Raw genomic sequence first — 20,528 nt, 5'->3', positions numbered from 1 at the left:
GGGGCGCCCGGTGAAACACCGGGCGCCCCCTCTTCGTGCGTGCGTCGGGTCCGCTACTCGGACTTGATCGCGGCGAGCATGTTCAGCCGGGCCGCGCGGCGGGCCGGCCACAGGGCCGCCAGGATGCCGACCACCGCGGCGAGCGCGAGGAAGATGCCCATCCGGCCCCAGGGCAGGATCAGTTCGTACGTCGACATCGAGTTGCCGATCAGCTGTCCGGCCGCCCAGCCGAAGAACACGCCCAGGCCGATGCCGAGCACGCCGCCGAACAGGGAGATCACCAGGGACTCCAGGCGGACCATCCGCTTGATGCCCTTGCGGTCGATGCCGATCGCGCGGAGCATCCCGATCTCCTGCTGACGCTCGAAGACCGACATCGCCAGGGTGTTGATGACGCCGAGGACGGCGACGATGACCGCCATGGCGAGCAGGCCGTAGAGCATGTTCAGCATCAGCGTGAAGATCTGAGCGATCTGGTTCGAGATGTCCTGCTTGTCCTGGACCTGGATCGCCGGGTTCTCGCCGAGGGCCTTGGTGAGCTTGTCCTGGTTGGCCTCGGTGGCGCCGCCGGACATCTTCACCATGACCTGCATGTCGGTGGCCGCGGTGCCTTCGGTGAGGTGCGGGTTCAGGGTGGCGGAGTCGATCAGGACGCCCCGCATCATCTCGTTGCCCTCGTAGACGCCCGCGACGGTCAGCCGCTGCTTCTTGCCGTCCTCGTAGGTCGTGGTGAAGGACGAGCCGGTCTTCCAGCCGTACTCCTTCGCCGTCTTGCCGTCGACCACGATGTCCGAGCCGTCGACGGTGAACCGGCCGCTGTTCATGTCGAGCGCGGCGAGCTGCCGGATCGTCCTGCCGTTGACCCCGGTCAGGTACTCGGTCTCGTCGCCGACGCGGGACGGGGAGTTGGTCAGGCCGGTGGACGCGGTGACGCCGTCCGTCTTCTCCACGGTCTTCAGGACGTCGGGGGACAGGGCGTTCCCGTTCGCCATGGAGACGACGTAGTCCGCCTTGATGGAGTCGGCGGCCATCTTGTTGATCGCGCCCTGGACGCTGCCCGCGATCACCGTCAGGCCGGTGATCAGGGTCAGCCCGATCATCAGCGCCGAGGCGGTGGCGGCGGTGCGGCGCGGGTTGCGGACCGAGTTGAGCCGGGCCAGCTTGCCCGAGATGCCGAAGGCGCGCAGCAGCGGGGCCGCGGCGGCGATCAGCGGGCGCGACAGCAGCGGCGTCAGGATGAAGACACCGATGACGAGCAGGCCCGCGCCGAGGCCCATGGGGGCCTGGCCGGAGCTGCCGCTCATGGTCGTCGCGGCGAGCACGGCCACGACACCGGCGGCGGAGACCAGCGCGCCGAGCGTGTTGCGCAGGACCAGCGACTTGGCGGTCGGGGCGGCGTGCACCGCGTTCATGGCGGCGACCGGGGGGATCTTCGCGGCGCGGCGGCCCGGCAGCCAGGCGGCCAGCATCGTGATGAAGACGCCGACGACGAGGGCCGAGACCACGGTGCTGGGCGAGATCACCAGCGGGCCGTCGGGGATGACCGCGCCGGTGCCGTTCATCAGCGTGCGCATGCCCGCGCCGATGCCGATGCCGACCGCGAGGCCGGTGACGGCGGCGACGGCGCCCACGAGGAACGCCTCGAGCAGCACGGACCGGGTGACCTGGCGGCGCGAGGCGCCGACGGCGCGCAGCAGCGCCAGTTCCTTGGTGCGCTGGGCGACCAGCATCGTGAAGGTGTTGGCGATGATGAAGATGCCGACGAAGAGCGCGATGCCGGCGAAGACCAGCAGCATCGTCTTCATGGAGCTCATCGACGTGGCGATCGACTTCGCCTGGTCGTCGGCGAGCTGCCGGCCGGTCTCGGAGTCGACGGCGGTGCTGCCGAGCGCCTTGTCGAGCTGGGACTTCAGCTGGTCCTGGCTGGTGCCGGCCGCGGCCTTGACGTCGATCTCGTCGTACGCGCCCGGCTTGTGGAAGAGCTGCTGCGCGGTCGCCGTGTCGAACAGGGCGAGGGAGCCGCCGGCCGCCACGTTGCCGTCGTCGGTGGTGAAGACGCCGGTCAGGGTCGGGGTGAGGACCGGGCCGTCGACGGACATCCGGACCTGGTCGCCGACCTTGTACCCGGCGCGCTCGGCGGTCTCGGAGTCCAGGGCGACCTGGTTCGCGCCGTGCGGGGCGGCGCCCTGGGCGAGCGGGTAGCGGTCGTCAGGTTTGCCGGTGGTCCCGGAGTAGTTGCCGCCCTTGGTGGAGAAGCCGTTGCCGACCAGCTTGCCGTCCTGGTCGGCGACGGCCGCGTAGCCGCTGACGACGCCGGTCGCCGAGGCGGCGCCCGGCACGCTCCCGGCCTTCTTCAGGGTGGCGTCGGTCAGCTTCACCTCCTTGCCGACCTTGTCGCCCTCGGCCTTGGTGAAGCCGGGGGTGAGCGCGACGTCGACGTGGTCGAAGCCCTTGGCGGAGGACTTCTCCAGCGCGGAGGAGATGGTGTTGGTGAAGACGAGGGTGCCGCTGACGAAGGCGACGCCGAGCATGACGGCGAGCACCGTCATCAGCAGGCGGGCCTTGTGCGCGAACACGTTGCGCAGGGCTGTTTTGAACATGGGTCAGCTCAGTCCAGGGTGAGTAAATCCAGCCCCTCCGGCGATTGAGGAGCGGGGTCCGGGGCGGAGCCCCGTGGCGTGTGCGCCGTAGGGGCCGAAGTCTCGTGGGCCGGGTCGGCTAGCTGGTGCGGCCCTTGGTGTCGAAGCGCTTCATGCGGTCCAGGACCGTGTCCGCCGTCGGCTGGTACATCTCGTCGACGATCCGGCCGTCGGCCAGGAAGATCACGCGGTCCGCGTAGGCCGCCGCGACGGGGTCGTGGGTGACCATGACGACCGTCTGGCCCAGCTCGCGCACGGAGTTGCGCAGGAAGCCGAGGACCTCGGCGCCGGAGCGCGAGTCCAGGTTTCCGGTGGGCTCGTCGCCGAAGATGATGTCGGGCTGCGAGGCGAGCGCGCGGGCGACCGCGACGCGCTGCTGCTGGCCGCCGGAGAGCTGGGAGGGGCGGTGACCGAGGCGGCCGGAGAGGCCGATCATCTGGATCACGTTCTCCAGCCACTGCTTGTCGGGCTTGCGGCCCGCGATGTCCATGGGGAGCGTGATGTTCTCCAGGGCGGTCAGCGTCGGCAGCAGGTTGAACGCCTGGAAGATGAAGCCGATCTTGTCCCGGCGGAGCTTGGTGAGCTGCTTGTCCTTGAGCGAGCCGAGTTCGGTCTCACCGATGCGGACGGAGCCGGAGGAGAAGGTGTCCAGGCCCGCGACGCAGTGCATCAGCGTCGACTTGCCGGAGCCCGACGGGCCCATGATCGCGGTGAACTCGGCCTGCCGGAACTCGACGGAGACCCGGTCGAGCGCGACCACCTGGGTCTCGCCCTGTCCGTAGACCTTGGAGAGATCCGTGGCGCGGGCGGCCGCCGTGGTGGTCCGGCCTGCGAGGGGGGTGGTGGTCACGGGTGGGTGCTCCTGTCCGTCGGGGGAGAGGTGATCGGGGACTGATTCCATCGTCCGTGCCGATCGCGCCGCCGGAGTCAGCCGCAGTTCCCGTTCCGGGGGGCGACTTCCGGCGGACCGGGAGCGCCGGAGTCATCCCCAGGTATGACACGGGACCCTGAGGGCGCCGCCCGGGAACCCCGCTGACCGGAACCTGCCGTACCGCACATGGGGCGGAGGTGAAATTCCGTCAATCCGCGAGCGGGGGCACGCGTCCGTGGAAGGGCCTCCGGCAAGTGCGGATAGCCTCCGTCAGGGGCTGATGCACCCTCAGACGTCAATAAAATAAGACAACATCGGGCTGTTGTTCCGCTGTTCGGGGGATGCCGCCGGATAGGCTCGGAAGGTCGACGCGGAGCCGCTCAGCCTGCCCGGATGGTGGAATGCAGACACGGCGAGCTTAAACCTCGCTGCCCCTCGCGGGCGTACCGGTTCAAGTCCGGTTCCGGGCACCTCCGCCGCATCCCGACGACCCTCTCACGGGGCGCTCCTGATGCTCCGTCATATGCCACCGGCGCCCTGCTCCGAAGCCCCGCCGCCTCGCGCGGTCCGCGCCCCTCACGTTCCCCGTGTTTCCGAACCATTGACACTCATGCGCGCCCGGGCGGATGATCCACGGCAACCCGTGATGAACGAAAGTTCGCTACGCGAACAGGATGGATGGGCGGGATCGCGGGCGCACGCAACGAGGCGAGGCGAGAGGGATCCGTATGCGCACCACCGTCGGCATCGTCGGAGCGGGACCGGCAGGGCTGCTCCTGGCCCGGCTGCTGCACAACGCCGGGATCGAGTCCGTCGTCCTGGAGAGCCGGGACCGCCGTTACGTGGAACAGCGCCAGCGCGCCGGAATCCTGGAGCAGGGCACCGTCGACGTGCTGCGCGCGGCGGGTGTCGGCGCCCGCATGGACCGCGAGGGCCTCCCGCACGACGGCATCGAGCTGCGCTTCGACCGCCGCCGCCACCGCGTCGACTTCCCGGCCCTGACCGGCGGCCGGCAGGTGATGGTCTACGCCCAGACCGAGGTCTGCAAGGACCTGATCGCCGCCCAGCTGGCCGACGGCGGCCCCCTGCTGTTCGAGGCCGAGGCGCTGGCCGTGGAGGGCGCGGAGACGGACCGCCCGCGCGTCCGGTTCCGGCACGAGGGCCGCGAGGACGTCCTCGACTGCGACTACGTCGTGGGCTGCGACGGCTTCTGGGGAGTGGCCAGGAAGGCGGTCCCGGCCGCGCTCTCGGCCACGTACGAGCGCACGTACCCCTTCGGCTGGCTCGGCATCCTCGCCGACGTCGCCCCGTCCCACGACGAGCTGGTCTACGCCCGCAGCGAGCGCGGCTTCGCCCTGCTGAGCATGCGCTCCCCGTCGGTCACCCGCGCCTACCTCCAGGTCCCCGCGGACACGGACGCCGCCGACTGGTCCGACGAGGAGGTCTGGGACGAGCTCGACCGCCGCCTGGAGGTCGACGACCCGCACTGGCGCCTCGCCCGCGGACCCGTCACCTCGAAGTCCGTGACACCCATGCGGTCGTACGTGCACGAACCGATGCGGCACGGCCGGCTCTTCCTCGCCGGGGACGCCGCCCACATCGTCCCGCCGACCGGGGCCAAGGGCCTCAACCTCGCCGTCGGCGACGTCGTCACCTTCGCCCGCGCCCTGATCGCCCGGCGCGACAAGGGCGACAGCACGCCCCTCGACACCTACTCCGAGACCTGCCTGCGGCGGGTCTGGCAGGCCGAGCGGTTCAGCTACGCCATGACGACGATGCTGCACCGCGCACCCGACGCCACGGCCTTCGACGACAAGATCCAGCTCGCCCTGCTCGACCGTGTGACCTCGGCACACTCCGCCGAGACGGACCTCGCGGAGGCGTACACGGGCTTCCCGCTGTGAGCCGGAACACCGGGGGGTCGCACGACGTTCATCCGTAACAGGATGGGAAAGATCCTCCTTGAGCACTAGGGTCGTATCTTTGCCAGACCATTACTCTTGATGGCAAGGCCATACACGGTGGCCACGGAGGAGTGAAATGAGGAGCAGCAACCCGGTCTTCTCGCGACGGGGGTTCAGCCGCGACAACGGCTACGCGCAGTTCAACGCGCAGCCGCAGGCCGGGGGCCCCGCTGTCGGCACGGCCGAAGGCAACCCGTACGCGCAGGCACCCACGGGCAACCCGTACGCGCAGAACCCGTACGCGCAGACGGACGTCCAGCACGGCGCCCCGCAGGCGCCGGCCACCACCGGCCGCATGACGATGGACGACGTCGTCATGCGCACCGCCACCACGCTGGGCACCCTGGTCGTCACCGCGGCGCTCGCCTGGGCGCTGCTGCCGGTCGACGCCGACAACCTGCCCAAGTCGTACGGCATCGCCATCGGCGCGGGTCTGATCGCGATGATCCTGGGCTTCGTCCAGGCGTTCAAGCGCAAGGCGTCGCCGCCGATCATCCTGGCGTACGCCGCCCTGGAAGGTGTCTTCCTCGGCGTCGTCTCCAATGTCGTCGACACCCACATCGCCAGCGGCGCGGCCATGCAGGCCGTCATCGGCACGATGGCCGTCTTCGTCGGCGTCCTCGTGGCCTACAAGGCGGGCTGGATCCGCGTCAACCGCCGCTTCTACGGCTTCGTCATGGCCGCGGCGATGGGCTTCATCCTGCTCATGGCCGTGAACCTGCTGTTCGCGGTCATCGGCGGCGGCGACGGCCTCGGCTTCCGCAGCGGTCCCCTCGGCATCCTGTTCGGCGTCATCGGCATCCTGCTCGGCGCGTGCTTCCTGGCCCTCGACTTCAAGCAGGTCGAGGACGGCATCGCGTACGGCGCCCCGAAGGAAGAGGCGTGGCTGGCCGCGTTCGGCCTGACCATGACCCTCGTCTGGATCTACATGGAGTTCCTGCGGCTCATCGCCATCCTCCAGGGCAACGACTAGCGGTAGTCCTACCGCAGTTCCGGGCCCGCGCACTCCGGTGCGCGGGCCCTTTGCCGTGTCGGTGCGGGGGGAGTCGTGGCGGTTATCCGAACCGCCGGGCGGCGCGCCTCAGGTCGTACTCATGGACGATCGCCTTGGCGTGGCCGTACGCGAGGTCGTGCTCCCCGCGCAGCCAGCTGACCTTCTCTTCGAAGCGAAGGAAGCACGGGCCTTCTTCTACGGTGCGCAGCCAGTCGGAGACTTCACGACCGGTGCAGTGGGGGATGCGGGCGAGCAGATTGCGGTGGGTCTCCTCGGAGAAGACTTGGGACATCGGCGCCTCCGGAACGCTTCGATGTGGCCGGGTCTTCACGTCACCGTGCCTGAGCATCCGGGCCTTGTAAACAGCTACAGTCGCCAAGTGCTTGATACGACGCCTTTGACTGCCGCGGTGGATCTGTTCGCGGACCGGCTGCGGGCCGCGCCGCAGAGCCGGTTGCAGCGGGGGGCCGCCGCGGCGGCTCTGGAGCTGGCCAGGGAGTTGTCCGGGTGGGCTCAGCGGCTGGAGTCGCCGGGGGCGGCTGCGGTGCGGGAGATGCCGGATGCCGGGATGTTCGCCGCCGCTGATCAACTCACCGTTGCGGGGCGGGATCTCGGGGTGGCTCTGCGCGATGCCGACGATCTCGTACGGGCTGTCGAGATGGTCGAGGCCGGGATGAAGCGGGCCGGGGTCTAGGGCTCGTCCTCCGTCTGCGGCTCTCGTCGTGGCCGGCCGCGCAGTTCCCCGCGCCCCTGAAACGAGCTTCGCTCGTTTCAGGGGCGCGGGGAACTGCGCGAGAAGCGGCCACCGGGCCGCGCCTGGAGGCGGTCAGGCGGAGGCTATGACTCGGTCCGCCAGGATGTAGACGGAGTCGGCGCCGCACTCGAAGGTCAGGGCGTAGGCGCCCGAGACGCCGGAACCGCCGAGCAGCACGGGGATGTCCCCGGCGCGGAGCGCGTCGGCGAGCCGCTCCGCCGTCTCACGGTGACCCGGGGTCATGCACAGCGTCGTACCGTCGGCGAAGACATAGACGTCGAGCGTGCCGAGCGGCCCGGGCCGGACATCGGCGAGAGCCGTGCGCGCCTGCGCCAGCTCCTCCAGGCAGGCCACCGTGCGCTCGTGATCGCTGACGACCGGCGACTGCACCGGCACGAAGTCCGGGTGCGAGGGGTGGCGGCGCCGCGCGGCGGCCAGCTCGGGGGAGTCGTCGGCGAACTCGTCCTCGGTCTCCAGCATGGGTTCGAGGATCGGCTCGGCGACCGGCTCCAGGCCCGCGAAGTCGGCCTGCCGGGGCATGAAGAACTCCTCGCCGAGCGTGCCGCCCGCGAGGAACGGCGGCAGGTCGGAGGTGTCCCGCGCCTCCTGCGCCGCCCAGAACGCCCGCGCCTCGGCCAGCTCCCGCTCCCGCTCCTCGGCGAGCGCGTCGGCGACGGCGGCGCGTATCGCGTCGGTGTCGGTGGTGGTGCGGGCCGCCGGAACGGTGGCCGTGTGCGCGGCGGTCGCGCGGCCCCGGGCCAGCTCGTCTCTCAGATCCGCGAGCTGCCGGCGCAGACCCCGCACGTGGTGCAGAGTGACGGCGCCGACGGCCGTGGCAGCGGCCGAGGCGAGCAGCAGGACACTGAGGGTGGCAGGCATGGCGCTCACTGACGTACTCCCGGTTTCAAGTCGACCCCCGACTTCCTACATCAGCTTGAAGCCTGGACGAACCCCCTGTCAGTGCATTACGTCACGAATTGGACAGGTCTTTTGGCCGGGTGTTTAGCCCCTATATGGCCTGGGTACCGACCTGACCTGCGAAAATCCGTTTCCCCCATGATGCAGATCACATCATGGGGGAATTTGGATCACGATTGGATAGACGGATTCCGGTCAGCTTCGGCCCGGAACCGGTCCGTCCGTGACCGGACCGGGGTCAGCTGAGGCGCTCGATGACCATCGCCATGCCCTGGCCGCCGCCGACGCACATGGTCTCCAGACCGAACTGCTTGTCGTGGAACTGCAGGCTGTTGATCAGCGTGCCGGTGATGCGGGCGCCGGTCATGCCGAAGGGGTGGCCGACGGCGATGGCGCCACCGTTCACGTTCAGCTTGTCCTCGTCGATCCCCAGGTCGCGGGCGGACGGGATGACCTGCGCGGCGAACGCCTCGTTGATCTCGAACAGGTCGATGTCGGAGACGCCGAGCCCGGCGCGCTTCAGCGCCTGCTTGCTGGCCTCGACCGGGCCGAGGCCCATGATCTCGGGGGACAGGCCGGAGACGCCCGTCGACACCACGCGGGCGAGCGGGGTCAGGCCGAGCTCGCGGGCCTTGGTGTCGGACATGATCACGAGGGCGGCGGCGCCGTCGTTGAGCGGGCAGCAGTTGCCGGCCGTGACCAGTCCGTCCGGGCGGAAGACCGGCTTGAGGCCGGAGACGCCCTCCAGGGTGACGCCGGCGCGCGGGCCGTCGTCCTTGCTGACGACCGTGCCGTCGGGGGTCGTGACCGGGGTGATCTCCCGCTCCCAGAAGCCGTTCTTGATGGCTTCCTCGGCGCGGTTCTGCGAGCGGACGCCGAAGACGTCCATGTCCTCGCGGGTGACGCCCTTCAGGCGCGCCAGGTTCTCGGCGGTCTGGCCCATCGCGATGTACGCGTCCGGGACCAGGCCGTCCTCGCGCGGGTCGTGCCAGGTCGTGCCCTCCTGCTGGGCGACGGCCGCCGTGCGGGCCTCCGCCTCGGCGAAGAGGGGGTTGCGGGTGTCGGGGAGGGAGTCGGAGTTGCCCTTCGCGAACCGCGACACCATCTCCACGCCGGCGGAGATGAAGACGTCGCCCTCGCCCGCCTTGATCGCGTGCAGCGCCATGCGGGTCGTCTGCAGGGAGCTGGAGCAGTACCGGGTGATCGTGCAGCCCGGCAGGTGGTCCATGCCCATCTGCACGGCGACGATCCGGCCGAGGTTGTTGCCCTGCTCGCCGCCGGGCAGGCCGCAGCCGAGCATCAGGTCATCGATGTCGTGCGGGTCGAGTTCGGGGACCTTGGCGAGCGCCGCCTGGATGATCGTGGCGGTCAGGTCGTCGGCGCGCAGATCCTTGAGCGAGCCCTTGAAGGCACGGCCGATCGGGGAACGGGCGGCTGAGACGATCACTGCTTCGGGCATCACGGCTCCAGGAGTTCGTTGACCTTTTCAGGTGGGACCGTGTGGGAAGTTACCCGGACGTATGGCGCGGGTCACCGTCCCGGGCGTGTGACTCCGACCGCATTTTTCTAAGCGCTTGCTCAGCCCCTGCCGGGGGGACCTGGCTTGCGGGGCACTCTGAGATCGCGGGTCACTCCCCACGCCAGGGGTGCGCTGTGGTCGCGGGTCACTATCCGCCCCGACAGGGGCGCGGGGAACTGCGCGAGAAGCCCCACCGGGGCCGCACCCGCCAACGGCGCTGCACTGACCCCCTCTGAGGCGCTCACCCCGCGCCGGGGTGCCGCCTTGCCCACCCTGCCGCCCCAGGCGGCAGACTGCCCAAGGCTAGGGGGACTCGCCAGAGACGGCCGGGCGGGGCGGCGAACAACGCGCGGGGGCGGGCCCGGACTAGGACGTGAGCGGGGCCGGGTCCTGGGTGGGGACGCGGCGGCGACGACGCCGCTTGAGGAGGGCCCAGGGCCCCCGGGGCCCGGTGGGCATGGCCCCCGTGACCTCGGTACCCCCCTCGGCGGCGGCCCGCGCAGCAGCCCGCGCCACCGGCAGGAACCCCTCCTCGCGGGCCACGTCGGGCCGCTCCTCCTCCGGCCACAACCCCAGCGCGGCACACAGCGTCGGCAGCATCGCCATCGCGGCCGTCGCATACCCCTCGGCGGACGGATGGAAATTGTCCGGCCCGAACAGCTCGCGGGGATTCGCCGAGAACTCCGGCCCCAGCAGATCCCCCAGCGACACCGTGCGCCCGCCCTGCTCCACGGTCCCGATGGTCTGCGCGGCGGCCAGCTGCCGCGAGGCCCGCCGGGCGATCCAGCGCAACGGCTGCTGCACCGGCTCCACCGACCCCAGATCGGGACAGGTGCCGACGACCACCTCGGCCCCCGCCGTGCGCAGCCGGCGTACGGCGGCCGACAGATGGCGCACCGACTTGGTCGCCGGGATCCGGTGGGTGACGTCGTTCGCGCCGATCATGATCACGCAGACGTCGGGCAGCCACCCCGGATCGCCGAGGACCAGCGCGACCTGCCGGTCCAGGTCGTCGGACTGGGCGCCGGGCAGCGCCACGTTGCGCAGCTCCACGGCGCGCTCCGCCACCGCCGCGAGCCCCGAGGCGAGCAGCGCCCCCGGCGTCTGCCGGGCCCGGTGCACGCCCTGCCCCGCGGCGGTGGAGTCGCCGAGCACCGCGAACCGCAGCGGAGCGCTGCCCACGGTCTCGTAGACCCTGCCGTACAGCCCGTCGGCGGACGGCACATGGACCGGATCGGGGCCGTGGTTGCCGACCTGGCGCCGTGCCATCTGCACCTCCGCGACCACCACCCCGACCGCGGCGGCCCCGAGAAGCCCGATCCCGCCGCCGCCGTACGCCGCGCCCGCGGCGATCCGCCGTGCCACCCTCGCCCTGCTCGACATGTTCCGCGGCCACCTGCCTTTGCGATCCGCCTGTGATGGGACTCTTCTACGGCTACATGAACTCCTTGCCCCGTAATCCCTGTCGGCCAATCGCAAGGGGAGATGAAGGGCCGGTGCGCGCAATACTCTGGCCGCATCCCGCAACAGGACATGTGGCAGGACATCCACCGGCAGACCCGGAGTAGAACGTGCAGATCCACGACTCGATGATCAGCCTCGTCGGCAACACCCCGCTGCTGAGGCTCAACAAGGTGACCGAAGGCCTCCAGGCGACCGTCCTGGCCAAGGTCGAGTACTTCAACCCCGGCGGTTCCGTGAAGGACCGCATCGCGCTGCGCATGATCGAGGCGGCCGAGCAGAGCGGGGAGCTGAAGCCCGGCGGCACCATCGTCGAGCCCACCAGCGGAAACACCGGTGTGGGGCTGGCCATCGTGGCCCAGCAGAAGGGGTACAAGTGCATCTTCGTGTGCCCCGACAAGGTGAGCACCGACAAGATCAATGTGCTGCGCGCGTACGGCGCCGAGGTGGTCGTCTGCCCGACGGCCGTCGACCCGGAGCACCCGGACTCGTACTACAACGTCTCCGACCGCCTCGTACGCGAGACGCCCGGCGCCTGGAAGCCCGACCAGTACTCGAACCCGAACAACCCGCTCTCCCACTACCACTCGACCGGCCCCGAGCTGTGGGACCAGACGGACGGCAGGATCACCCACTTCGTCGCGGGCGTCGGCACCGGCGGCACCATCTCCGGCACGGGCCGCTATCTGAAGGACGCGAGCGAGGGCCGGGTCCAGGTCGTCGGCGCGGACCCCGAGGGCTCGGTCTACTCCGGGGGCTCGGGACGGCCGTACCTGGTCGAGGGCGTCGGCGAGGACTTCTGGCCGACCGCGTACGACCGTGACGTCGCCGACGAGATCGTGCCGGTGTCCGACAAGGACTCCTTCCAGATGACCCGCCGGCTCGCCAAGGAGGAGGGCCTGCTCGTCGGCGGCTCCTGCGGGATGGCGGTCGTGGCCGCGCTGCGCGTCGCGGAGCGGCTCGGTCCCGACGACATCGTGGTCGTCCTGCTGCCGGACAGCGGCCGCGGCTACCTCAGCAAGATCTTCAACGACGAGTGGATGGCCGACTACGGCTTCCTGGACGACTCCGGGACGAGCGCGCGCGTCGGCGACGTCATGAAGGACAAGGCGGGCGGCGCGCTGCCGGAACTCGTGCACATGCACCCCGAGGAGACGGTCGGTCAGGCCATCGACGTACTGCGGGAGTACGGCGTCTCGCAGATGCCGATCGTGAAGCCGGGCGCCGGGCACCCGGACGTGATGGCCGCCGAGGTCATCGGATCGGTCGTGGAGCGCGAGCTGCTCGACGCGCTGTTCACCGGGCGGGCCTCGCTCGGGGACGCGCTGGAGAAGCACATGTCGGCGCCGCTGCCGCAGGTCGGTTCCGGGGAGCCGGTGGCCGACCTGATGAGCGTGCTCGGCACGGCCGACGCGGCGATCGTGCTGGTGGAGGGCAAGCCGACCGGTGTCGTGAGCCGTCAGGACCTGCTGGCGTTCCTGGCCAAGGACGCCGTCAAGTAGCTGCGCCGGGGAGGTTCGCGAAAACGGTACGAGCGCGTCACGTGCCCGCAGCACACGCTTAACACGGGTCCGGCAGATTAGGGGATGTCGGAAGGGGCGGGAGCGGCTCCCCGCCCCAGCCGGCACCGTAGCGGCGTCAGGACCTCCGGAGCGGCTCCCGGACCTCCAAGGACGCCCTGGACGTGGCAGCCCGGCCCTGACCGGGCTGTGCGCGTCCCTCGCGGGGACCGCCGTCGTCCCGCCCCCCGTCACACGGGGGTGCGGCGGTCCCCGCGCAACTCTTTCCGGCGCCCCCGGGCTGCGCCCCCGGGCTGCGCCCCTACTCCACGAACAGGCCGCGCTCCGCCGCCCGTACGTCGAACTCCTCCAGGCGGGCCTGGGCCTGCGGCAGGCCGTCGCACATCGCCTCCAGCAGGACGCGGCCGAGCAGCATCGGCGCGCACGCCGTGTCGAAGGCGAGGCCGGTGCCGACGGCGGCCGGCAGCAGGAGGTCGCTGTGCCGGGCGACCGGGGCGAACGCCGAGTCGGCGACGGTGACCACGGTGAGGCCCGCCGACTGCGCGTAGGCGAGCGCGTCGACGACCTCGCGGGGGTGGCGGGGGAGCGCGAAGCAGAGCAGCGCCGTGGCGCCCGCCCTGACCGCCGCGTCGATCCGGTCGGCGAGCATCGTGCCGCCCTCGTCGAGCAGCCGCACGTCCGGGTGGACCTTGGCCGCGAAGTACGAGAACCCGTACGCCTGCGAGGCCGCCGCCCGCAGCCCGAGGACCGGCAGCGGGCGCGAGGCGGCGAGCAGCCGTCCTGCCCGCTCCACGGGGGCCGGGTCGGCGAGCAGGTCGGCGAGGTGGCGGAGATTGGCGATCTCGGCCTCCACCGCCTGCTGGTACTCGTTGGTCCTGGCGGCCGCGGCCGGTGCGGCCGGGGTCACCTCGCGCAGGTGCTTGCGCAGCGCCGGGTACCCGTCGAAGCCGAGCGCGACGGCGAACCGGGTCACGGAGGGCTGGCTGACGCCCGCGAGTTCGGCGAGCTCGACGGACGACAGGAACGGCACGTCGGCCGCGCGGCGCACCATGCAGTGCGCGATGCGGCGCTGGGTGGGGGTGAGCCGGTGGCCCTCGAAGAGGTGCTGGAGGCGGGCGGCGGGGCTGTGGGCGCCCGCGCCGGTGCCGGTGGTCTGTTCGGTCTGCTCGGTCATGGCTCCCCGTCCGTCCCCGCCGCTCCATTCACGGGGATTGAGTCGTGCATGAGCTTATTCAAGGGGGTGGGGCGGCGCCAGGGTGTGTTGCCGGGTGCGGGGAACTGCGCGACCAGCCCCCACCGGCCGTCGGCCGACGAACTACTCCGCGAACCGCTCCAGCATCGCCGCCGCCCGCTGGACATCGGCCGTCAGCGGGCGGTCCGCCATCTCGGGGTCCAGCTCGGCGTCCGCGAGAGCGAAGGCGCGGCCCACCGGGAGGTCCGGGTCCAGGCGAAGGTCCCGTAGGCGCAACGCCCGTACCGTCGCGACGAGTTCGCAGCCGATCACCTGGCGGTAGGCCGCGCACAGGCGCAGGGTCTGGCGGGCCGCCAGGGAGGCGAAGCTGGCCTGTTCCTCGACGCCGCGGGAGAGGACGGCGTGGCCGAGGGACGCGGGGGCGGCGAAGGCGCGGAGGTCGGCGAGGGCGCCGCCGGCCGCGTACTCCAGGATCATCACGCCGGACGCCGCCGCCTCGCCGTCCGCGAGGAAGGGCCGCAGGCGGGTGAAGTTCGGCTCGTTCAGGGTGGAGAGGCGGGACGTGGAGAGGCGGGCCACCTGGGTCATCGCCAGCCTGAAGTGGTCCAGGGCGAGAGCGAGTTGGGCCATGTAGAAGCCGCCGTGGTGGTACGCCGCCATGTCCTCGGGGGAGATCAGCGGGTTCTCCGCGGCCGCGTTGATCTCGACGGTGAGGACGTCCTCGAGGGCGTCGGCCGCGTCGTGCGCCGGGCCGTGGATCTGCGGCACGCAGCGGAAGCCGTACGGGTCCTGGATGCGGCCGAGCGGCGGGGTGGGGTGTTCGTCGGCGCCGAGGATCGCGCGCATGCTCGCCGCGACGCCGTAACTGCCCTTGTGGTGACGGGCCTCGTGGACCGGCAGCGCGTACGCCTCGTAGGAGCCGTCGACCGCCATCAGGCTCATCGCCGCGACCAGCCGGGTCGCGGTCAGCAGGTCGCGCAGTTCGTGCAGGGCGAGCGCCGCCTGGCCGAGGGTGAGGGCGTTGGAGGAGATCAGCGCCAGGGCGTCGTTGTTGTCGAGGGGCTGTGGTTCGGGCGGGGTGCCCTTGCCGCGCCAGGGGTGTTCGCCCGCGAGCGCCAGGCCCATCTGGGCGAGCGGGGCGATGTCGCCGGTGCCGACCGAGCCGTGTTCGTTGACCGCGGGGTGCGCGCCGTTGGTCAGGGCCTCGCACAGCGCCGTGACGACCGTGGGGCGCAGGCCGGCGCCGCCCGCGAGCAGCTGGTTGGCGCGGACCGCGAGCATCGCCCGGACCTCGCGCTCGGGCAGCTCGTCGCCGATGGCGCCCGCGTGGCTGCGCAGCAGGCGCAGGCCGTGGTCGGCGGCGGCCTCGGTCGGCACGTCCTCGCTGCGGTTGGCGCCGACGCCGGTCGAGCGGCCGTAGACCCGGCCCCACGCGGCGATCTCGCGGGCCGCGTTCCAGGACTCCTCCACCCGTTTCATGGCGTCGGTGCCGGGCACGGGGCGGGCCTCGGAGTGCGCGAGGCGGACCACGTCGGCGACGGGCAGGCCGTGGCCGTCGAGGACGACGACCGGGCGGGCGACAGAAGGCGACTTCGGGGGCATAACGGGCTTTTCCTTCTCAAGCGGTCGTGCGCGTCTCACAGTTCGGTCGATCTGGGGTGATCCGGCGGCGATTTACCAGCGATTTACACCAGCCCATTGACAACTTATTCATCCACCGAGAACTCTGCATGACGATATGCAGGACGGGCAAGAGGACTCCAGAGGCGCTCCATGATTCAGTTCGAAGCGGTCCACAAGAGGTTCCCGAACGGCACGACCGCGGTGCACGACCTCTCCCTCGACATGCCGGAGGGAGGCGTCACCGTCTTCGTCGGCTCCTCCGGGTGCGGCAAGACGACCAGCCTCCGGATGATCAACCGCATGGTCGAGCCCAGCTCCGGGACGATCCGGGTGGGCGGACGCGACGTCCTCGACCAGGACGCCGCCGAGCTGCGGCGCTCCATCGGGTACGTCATCCAGCAGTCCGGGCTCTTCCCGCACCGGACCGTCCTCGACAACGTCGCCACCGTGCCGCTGCTGCTCGGCTGGGGCCGCAAGAAGGCCCGGACGGTCGCCGCCGAACTCCTGGAGCGGGTCGGGCTCGCCCCCGAGATGGGCAAGCGCTACCCGCACCAGCTCTCCGGCGGTCAGCAGCAGCGCGTCGGCGTGGCCCGCGCGCTCGCCGCCGATCCGCCGGTGCTGCTCATGGACGAGCCGTTCGGCGCCGTCGACCCCGTCGTGCGCACCCAGCTCCAGGACGAGCTGCTCCGGCTCCAGCAGGAGCTGAGCAAGACCATCGTGTTCGTCACCCACGACATCGACGAGGCCGTGCGGCTCGGTGACCGGATAGCCGTGTTCCGCGAGGGCGGGCACCTGGTGCAGTGTGCCGCCCCGGCCGAGCTGCTGGCCCGGCCCGCCGACGACTTCGTCGCGGACTTCCTGGGGGCCGAGCGCGGGCTGAAGCTGCTGTCGCTGACCGATCTGCGTGACGTGCCGCAGGGTTCGGCCCCCGAGGGCGGTTCCTGGGAGCTGGTGCTCGACGCGGCCCGCAAGCCGGTGGCCTGGCGGGCGAAGGGCTCCGGTGACGAGACGCCCGTACGACCGCTGCGCGACACGGATTCCCTCCTTTCCGCGCTGAACGAGTCCGTCGCCTCGCCCGCCGGGCTCGTGGCCCGGGTCGACGTGGACGGCGTCCTCACCGGAGTGTCGTCGCGGGACGACATCCACGGGCGGGCCGGGGTCGCGCACGCCGAGGCCCTGACGGGCGCACCGTCCCGGGGCTCCGCCCCGGACCCCGCTCCTCAATCGCCGGAGGGGCTTGATGTGGCCGAGGCTGCTTCCAAGTCGTCCGGGCCGGAGGGGCTTGATTCAGCGGAGGCCGGTAGCGCATGACCATCGACTGGACCTGGATATCCGAGCACGGCTCGGATCTCACCAGCCTCACCCTCTCCCACCTCCAAGCAGCCCTCAGCGCCGTCCTGTTCGGTCTGCTGATCTCCCTGCCGCTCGCCGTCGTCGCCCACCGGGTCCGCCCCCTGCGCGGCTTCCTGCTCGGGCTGTCGAACGTGCTGTTCACGATTCCGTCGATCGCGGTGTTCGTGCTGCTGCTCCCGGTCTCCGGGCTGACCCGCACCACGACCGTCATCGGCCTGACGATCTACACCCTGGTCGTGCTGCTCCGGAACACCGTCGAGGGCCTCGACTCCGTGCCGCAGAAGACCAGGGAGGCCGCGAAGGCCATGGGCACGCGCCCGATGCGCACCCTGCTCACGGTCGAACTGCCGCTCGCGCTGCCCGTGATCATGGCGGGCGTCCGCATCGCCACCGTCATGTCCATCTCGCTCGTCTCCGTGGCGACGTACATCGGTGACGGCGGCCTCGGCCAGCTCTTCACCGACGGGTTCCAGCGCAACTTCCCGACCCCGGTGATCGTCGGTGTCGTGCTGACGCTGCTGCTCGCGCTCGTCGCCGACGCGATCCTGGTCGCCGTGCAGCGGCTGCTCACGCCCTGGACCCGGACCCGGAAGGGCTGACCGCCATGTACGAACTGTTCAAGAACCTCGGGTCCTGGCTCGTCAGCGGCGAGCAGTGGACCGGCCCCGACGGCATCGCGCACCGGCTCGCCGAGCACCTCCAGTACTCGCTGATCGCCACGCTCGTCGCCGCCGCGATCGCGCTGCCGGTCGGGCTGCTGATCGGGCACACCGGACGCGGCGCGTTCGTCGCGATCAACCTGTCGTCCTTCGGCCGCGCACTGCCCACCGTGGGGCTCGTCGTGCTCGTCTTCCTGGCCAGCGGGCTGTCCATGTGGCCCGTCTACATCGCGCTCGTCGCCCTCGCCGTGCCGTCCATCGTGACCAACACCTACGCGGGCATGACCGCCGTCGACCCCGAGGTGCGGGACGCCGCGCGCGGCCAGGGCATGCGCGCCCACCAGGTGCTGTTCCAGGTCGAGCTGCCGCTCGCGCTGCCGCTGATCATGACCGGGCTCCGGCTCGCGCTGATCCAGGTCGTGGCGACCGCCACCATCGCCGCGTACGTCTCCTTCGGCGGGCTCGGCCGCTACGTCTTCGACGGGCTCGCCCAGCGCGACCTCGTCCAGGTCCTCGGCGGCGCCGTGCTCGTCGCGGTCGTCGCCGTCGCCCTCGACCTCGCCCTGTCCGGCCTCCAGCGCCTGCTGTTCCGCCACCGCCCCGCCGCCACCCCCAAGTCCGCCTAGGAGCACGCCAGATGAGCACCTTCAACCGACGCACGCTGCTCGGCGGGCTCGCCGCCGCGGCCTCCGTGCCCGCACTCGCCGCCTGCTCCAGTGGCATCACCTCCCTGAACGGGGAGGGCGGCGCGGGCTCCGGCTCCGGGTCCAGCAAGGGCGGCGTCACCATCGGCACCGCCAACTTCACCGAGAACCAGGTCCTCGGCTACCTCTACGCGGCCGTGCTCGACGCCGCCGGGGTGAAGACCACCGTGCGGCCCAACCTCGGCACCCGCGAGATCCTCATCCCCGCCCTCAGGGGCGGCGACATCGACCTGCTGCCCGAGTACCAGGGCGCCCTCCTGCACTACCTCGACACCAAGTCGAAGGCGACCGAGGAGGGCGAGATGCAGAACGCGCTCGCCATGGTCCTGCCGGGCGGCCTGCAGATCCTGCCGTACGGGATGGCCGAGGACTCCGACGCCTTCGCCGTCACCCGCGAGACCGCCGCGAAGTACAAGCTCAAGTCCCTCGCCGACCTCGCGAAGCACAACGGCAAGCTCGTCATCGGCGCGGCCCCCGAGGTCAAGAAGCGGCAGGTCGGCGCCGTCGGCCTGAAGGACGTCTACGGCGTCGAGTTCAAGGAGTTCAAGTCCCTCGACTCGTCGGGACCGCTGGTCAAGGGCGCCCTGAAGAAGGGCGATGTCGACGTGGCGAACCTGTTCACCACCGACACCGACATCGCCGCCAACCACTGGGTCGTCCTCAGCGACCCCAAGAACCTCGTCCCCGGCCAGCACATCGTGCCGCTGATCGCCGACCGCAAGGCCGACTCGACGGTCCGCAAGGCGCTGGCCCGTCTCGGCAACGTCCTGACGACCGAGGACCTGACCGAGCTGAACCGCCTCGTCGACAAGGACAAGAAGGACCCCGAGGACGTGGCGAACGACTATGCGCGCCGGCACGGCCTGCACAAGAAGTAAGACGTAAGGAGGCCATCGAATGGCAGCGGTAGTGGAGCAGCACTCCATCGACGTCGTCCCCGACAGCGAACGGCACGGGCACCCCTTCAGCCAGTTCACCCTCTGGCTCGGCGCCAACCTCCACATCACGGCCGTCGTCACGGGCGCCCTCGCGGTCGTCTTCGGCGGCGACGTGGTCTGGTCGCTGATCGGGCTCGTCGTGGGCAACCTGCTCGGCGGCGCCGTCATGGCCCTGCACTCGGCGCAGGGCCCCAAGCTCGGACTGCCCCAGATGATCCAGTCCCGGGCGCAGTTCGGGGTGAAGGGCGCCGTCGTACCGCTGCTCCTCGTGATCCTCATGTACGTCGGCTTCTTCGCCAGCGGCAGCGTGCTCGCCGGGCAGGCGACCGCCGAACTGACGCACACGAGCGATGTCACCGGCATCGTGATCTTCGCGCTGGTCACGGCCGTCATGGCGGCCGTCGGCTACCGCGTCATCCACGTCCTCGGCCGGGTCGCCAGCGTGGTCTGCGCGCTCGCCTTCGTCTATCTCGGCATCCGGCTCCTGGACCGCGTCGACCTCGGCGCGCTCCTCGGCGACGCGCACTTCTCCTTCCCGATGTTCCTGCTCGCCGTCTCCCTCTCGGCGTCCTGGCAGCTCGCGTTCGGCCCGTACGTCGCCGACTACTCGCGCTACCTGCCGCGCACGACGAGCGCCAAGGCGACGTTCTGGTGGACGCTGTCCGGCTCGGCGCTCGGCTCGCAGTGGTCGATGGCGTTCGGTGTGCTGGTCGCCGCGAGCGCCGGTGAGGCGTTCATCGACAACCAGGTCGGCTACGTCGTCTCGCTCGGCGGCGCCGGTCTCGTCGCCTCCGTCTTCTACTTCGTGATCGCGCTCGGCAAGCTCACCATCAACGTGCTCAACACCTACGGCGGCTTCATGTCGATGGTGACCGGCATCAGCGGCTTCCGCGGCCAGCGCACCCTCGGCCCGCGCGGCCGGGCGGCGTACATCGCGGTCATCATGGTCGCCGGCACGGCCGTAGCGCTGCTCGGCAAGGACAGCTTCCTGAACTCCTTCAAGGACTTCCTGCTGTTCCTGCTGACGTTCTTCACGCCCTGGTCCGCGATCAACCTCGTCGACTACTACCTGATCTCGCGCGAGCGCTACGACATCCCGGCCCTCGCCGACCCGCGCGGCCGCTACGGCGCCTGGCGGTGGGACGCGCTCGCCGTGTACGCGGTCGGCGTCCTGGCCCAGCTGCCGTTCCTGGCCACGTCGTTCTACACCGGCCCGTTCGTCGAGCCGCTCGGCGGCGCCGACGTCTCCTGGATCGTGGGCCTCGTCGTCCCGGCCGTCCTGTACTGGCTGCTGGCCCGCCGCGACGTCTCGCACGTGCCCGACGAGACGATCCTCGGTCTGCCGCACGAGAGCGAGCCGGTCGGCGCGGGCCGCTCCTGACCCGGCGGTGGATTTCCGGGGGTTAGCCCCACTGTCCC

17 protein-coding genes and 1 tRNA gene are annotated in these 20,528 nt (G+C 71.0%); 10 read left to right on the top strand and 8 right to left on the bottom strand.

From position 1 onward, the window contains the following. Positions 1-53: 53 nt before the first annotated feature. Positions 54-2,600, bottom strand: coding sequence for an FtsX-like permease family protein (locus ABZ930_RS18015; protein ID WP_361548744.1), 2,547 nt, complete (start codon positions 2,598-2,600; stop codon positions 54-56). Between the two features lie 118 nt (positions 2,601-2,718). Beyond that, positions 2,719-3,489, bottom strand: a complete 771-nt coding sequence (locus tag ABZ930_RS18010) for an ABC transporter ATP-binding protein (protein WP_361548742.1) — start codon at positions 3,487-3,489, stop codon at positions 2,719-2,721. A 408-nt stretch (positions 3,490-3,897) separates the two neighbouring features. On the opposite strand from ABZ930_RS18010, the gene ABZ930_RS18005 reads away from it, so the two are divergent. The 3 genes from ABZ930_RS18005 (at position 3,898) to ABZ930_RS17995 (ending at position 6,447) form a co-directional block, all read left to right on the top strand. After that, positions 3,898-3,980 (top strand) — tRNA-Leu (locus tag ABZ930_RS18005). Between the two features lie 258 nt (positions 3,981-4,238). Further along, positions 4,239-5,414 carry a 4-hydroxybenzoate 3-monooxygenase gene (locus ABZ930_RS18000; protein ID WP_361548740.1) on the top strand — a complete coding sequence of 392 codons (1,176 nt, stop codon included), beginning with the start codon at positions 4,239-4,241 and terminating at the stop codon, positions 5,412-5,414. Positions 5,415-5,550: 136 nt separating this feature from the next. Beyond that, positions 5,551-6,447 (top strand): Bax inhibitor-1/YccA family protein, encoded by an 897-nt coding sequence (locus ABZ930_RS17995; RefSeq protein ID WP_361548738.1) that lies wholly within the window; start codon positions 5,551-5,553, stop codon positions 6,445-6,447. An 82-nt stretch (positions 6,448-6,529) separates the two neighbouring features. Here the strand turns inward: ABZ930_RS17995 and ABZ930_RS17990 are convergent, their stop codons facing one another. Beyond that, positions 6,530-6,760, bottom strand: a complete 231-nt coding sequence (locus ABZ930_RS17990) for a DUF4287 domain-containing protein (RefSeq protein ID WP_018529767.1) — start codon at positions 6,758-6,760, stop codon at positions 6,530-6,532. Between the two features lie 87 nt (positions 6,761-6,847). Here ABZ930_RS17990 and ABZ930_RS17985 point away from each other — a divergent pair, with 87 nt between their 5' ends. Next, on the top strand, positions 6,848-7,162 hold the full coding sequence (locus ABZ930_RS17985) for a hypothetical protein (RefSeq protein ID WP_361548736.1): 315 nt from the start codon (positions 6,848-6,850) through the stop codon (positions 7,160-7,162). A gap of 132 nt (positions 7,163-7,294) precedes the next feature. Here the strand turns inward: ABZ930_RS17985 and ABZ930_RS17980 are convergent, their stop codons facing one another. The 3 genes from ABZ930_RS17980 to ABZ930_RS17970 all read right to left on the bottom strand — a co-directional run bounded on the left by ABZ930_RS17980 (position 7,295) and on the right by ABZ930_RS17970 (position 11,042). Beyond that, the gene (locus tag ABZ930_RS17980) at positions 7,295-8,101 is read right to left on the bottom strand and encodes a hypothetical protein (protein WP_361548734.1); all 807 of its coding nucleotides are present in this window, start codon (positions 8,099-8,101) and stop codon (positions 7,295-7,297) included. 277 nt (positions 8,102-8,378) lie between these two features. Further along, positions 8,379-9,599, bottom strand: coding sequence for an acetyl-CoA C-acetyltransferase (locus ABZ930_RS17975; protein ID WP_361548732.1), 1,221 nt, complete (start codon positions 9,597-9,599; stop codon positions 8,379-8,381). A 426-nt stretch (positions 9,600-10,025) separates the two neighbouring features. Next, a complete protein-coding gene (locus ABZ930_RS17970; protein ID WP_361548731.1) occupies positions 10,026-11,042 on the bottom strand; it encodes an SGNH/GDSL hydrolase family protein in 1,017 nt (338 codons plus the stop codon). A gap of 188 nt (positions 11,043-11,230) precedes the next feature. Here ABZ930_RS17970 and ABZ930_RS17965 point away from each other — a divergent pair, with 188 nt between their 5' ends. Further along, complete coding sequence (locus ABZ930_RS17965; protein WP_361548729.1) at positions 11,231-12,622, top strand: cystathionine beta-synthase; 1,392 nt, start codon at positions 11,231-11,233, stop codon at positions 12,620-12,622. Positions 12,623-12,941: 319 nt separating this feature from the next. On the opposite strand, the gene ABZ930_RS17960 is transcribed toward ABZ930_RS17965, so the two are convergent. Both ABZ930_RS17960 and ABZ930_RS17955 read right to left on the bottom strand, forming a co-directional pair. Further along, the gene (locus ABZ930_RS17960) at positions 12,942-13,814 is read right to left on the bottom strand and encodes a MurR/RpiR family transcriptional regulator (protein ID WP_361548727.1); all 873 of its coding nucleotides are present in this window, start codon (positions 13,812-13,814) and stop codon (positions 12,942-12,944) included. A 141-nt stretch (positions 13,815-13,955) separates the two neighbouring features. Continuing rightward, the gene (locus ABZ930_RS17955) at positions 13,956-15,434 is read right to left on the bottom strand and encodes an aromatic amino acid ammonia-lyase (protein ID WP_361548726.1); all 1,479 of its coding nucleotides are present in this window, start codon (positions 15,432-15,434) and stop codon (positions 13,956-13,958) included. 171 nt (positions 15,435-15,605) lie between these two features. On the opposite strand from ABZ930_RS17955, the gene ABZ930_RS17950 reads away from it, so the two are divergent. Genes ABZ930_RS17950 through ABZ930_RS17930 form a run of 5 tightly spaced genes read left to right on the top strand, consistent with a single transcriptional unit; the run spans position 15,606 to position 20,490 of the window. Further along, a complete protein-coding gene (locus ABZ930_RS17950; protein ID WP_361548724.1) occupies positions 15,606-16,766 on the top strand; it encodes an ABC transporter ATP-binding protein in 1,161 nt (386 codons plus the stop codon). Next, complete coding sequence (locus tag ABZ930_RS17945) at positions 16,763-17,407, top strand: ABC transporter permease (RefSeq protein ID WP_361548722.1); 645 nt, start codon at positions 16,763-16,765, stop codon at positions 17,405-17,407. The genes ABZ930_RS17950 and ABZ930_RS17945 overlap by 4 nt, the downstream gene beginning before the upstream one ends. A 5-nt stretch (positions 17,408-17,412) precedes the next feature. Further along, complete coding sequence (locus ABZ930_RS17940) at positions 17,413-18,093, top strand: ABC transporter permease (protein ID WP_361548720.1); 681 nt, start codon at positions 17,413-17,415, stop codon at positions 18,091-18,093. An 11-nt stretch (positions 18,094-18,104) separates the two neighbouring features. Further along, positions 18,105-19,049: an ABC transporter substrate-binding protein gene (locus ABZ930_RS17935; RefSeq protein WP_361548718.1), complete on the top strand. Its 945-nt coding sequence runs from the start codon at positions 18,105-18,107 to the stop codon at positions 19,047-19,049. A gap of 19 nt (positions 19,050-19,068) precedes the next feature. Then, the gene (locus ABZ930_RS17930) at positions 19,069-20,490 is read left to right on the top strand and encodes a cytosine permease (RefSeq protein WP_361548716.1); all 1,422 of its coding nucleotides are present in this window, start codon (positions 19,069-19,071) and stop codon (positions 20,488-20,490) included. Positions 20,491-20,528: the final 38 nt, after the last annotated feature.

The sequence above is a fragment of the Streptomyces sp. NPDC046716 genome, from assembly GCF_040645755.1.
Classification (GTDB): domain Bacteria; phylum Actinomycetota; class Actinomycetes; order Streptomycetales; family Streptomycetaceae; genus Streptomyces.
Note: the sequence above shows the minus strand (reverse complement) of the source record. Positions and strands in the feature narration are given on the sequence as shown.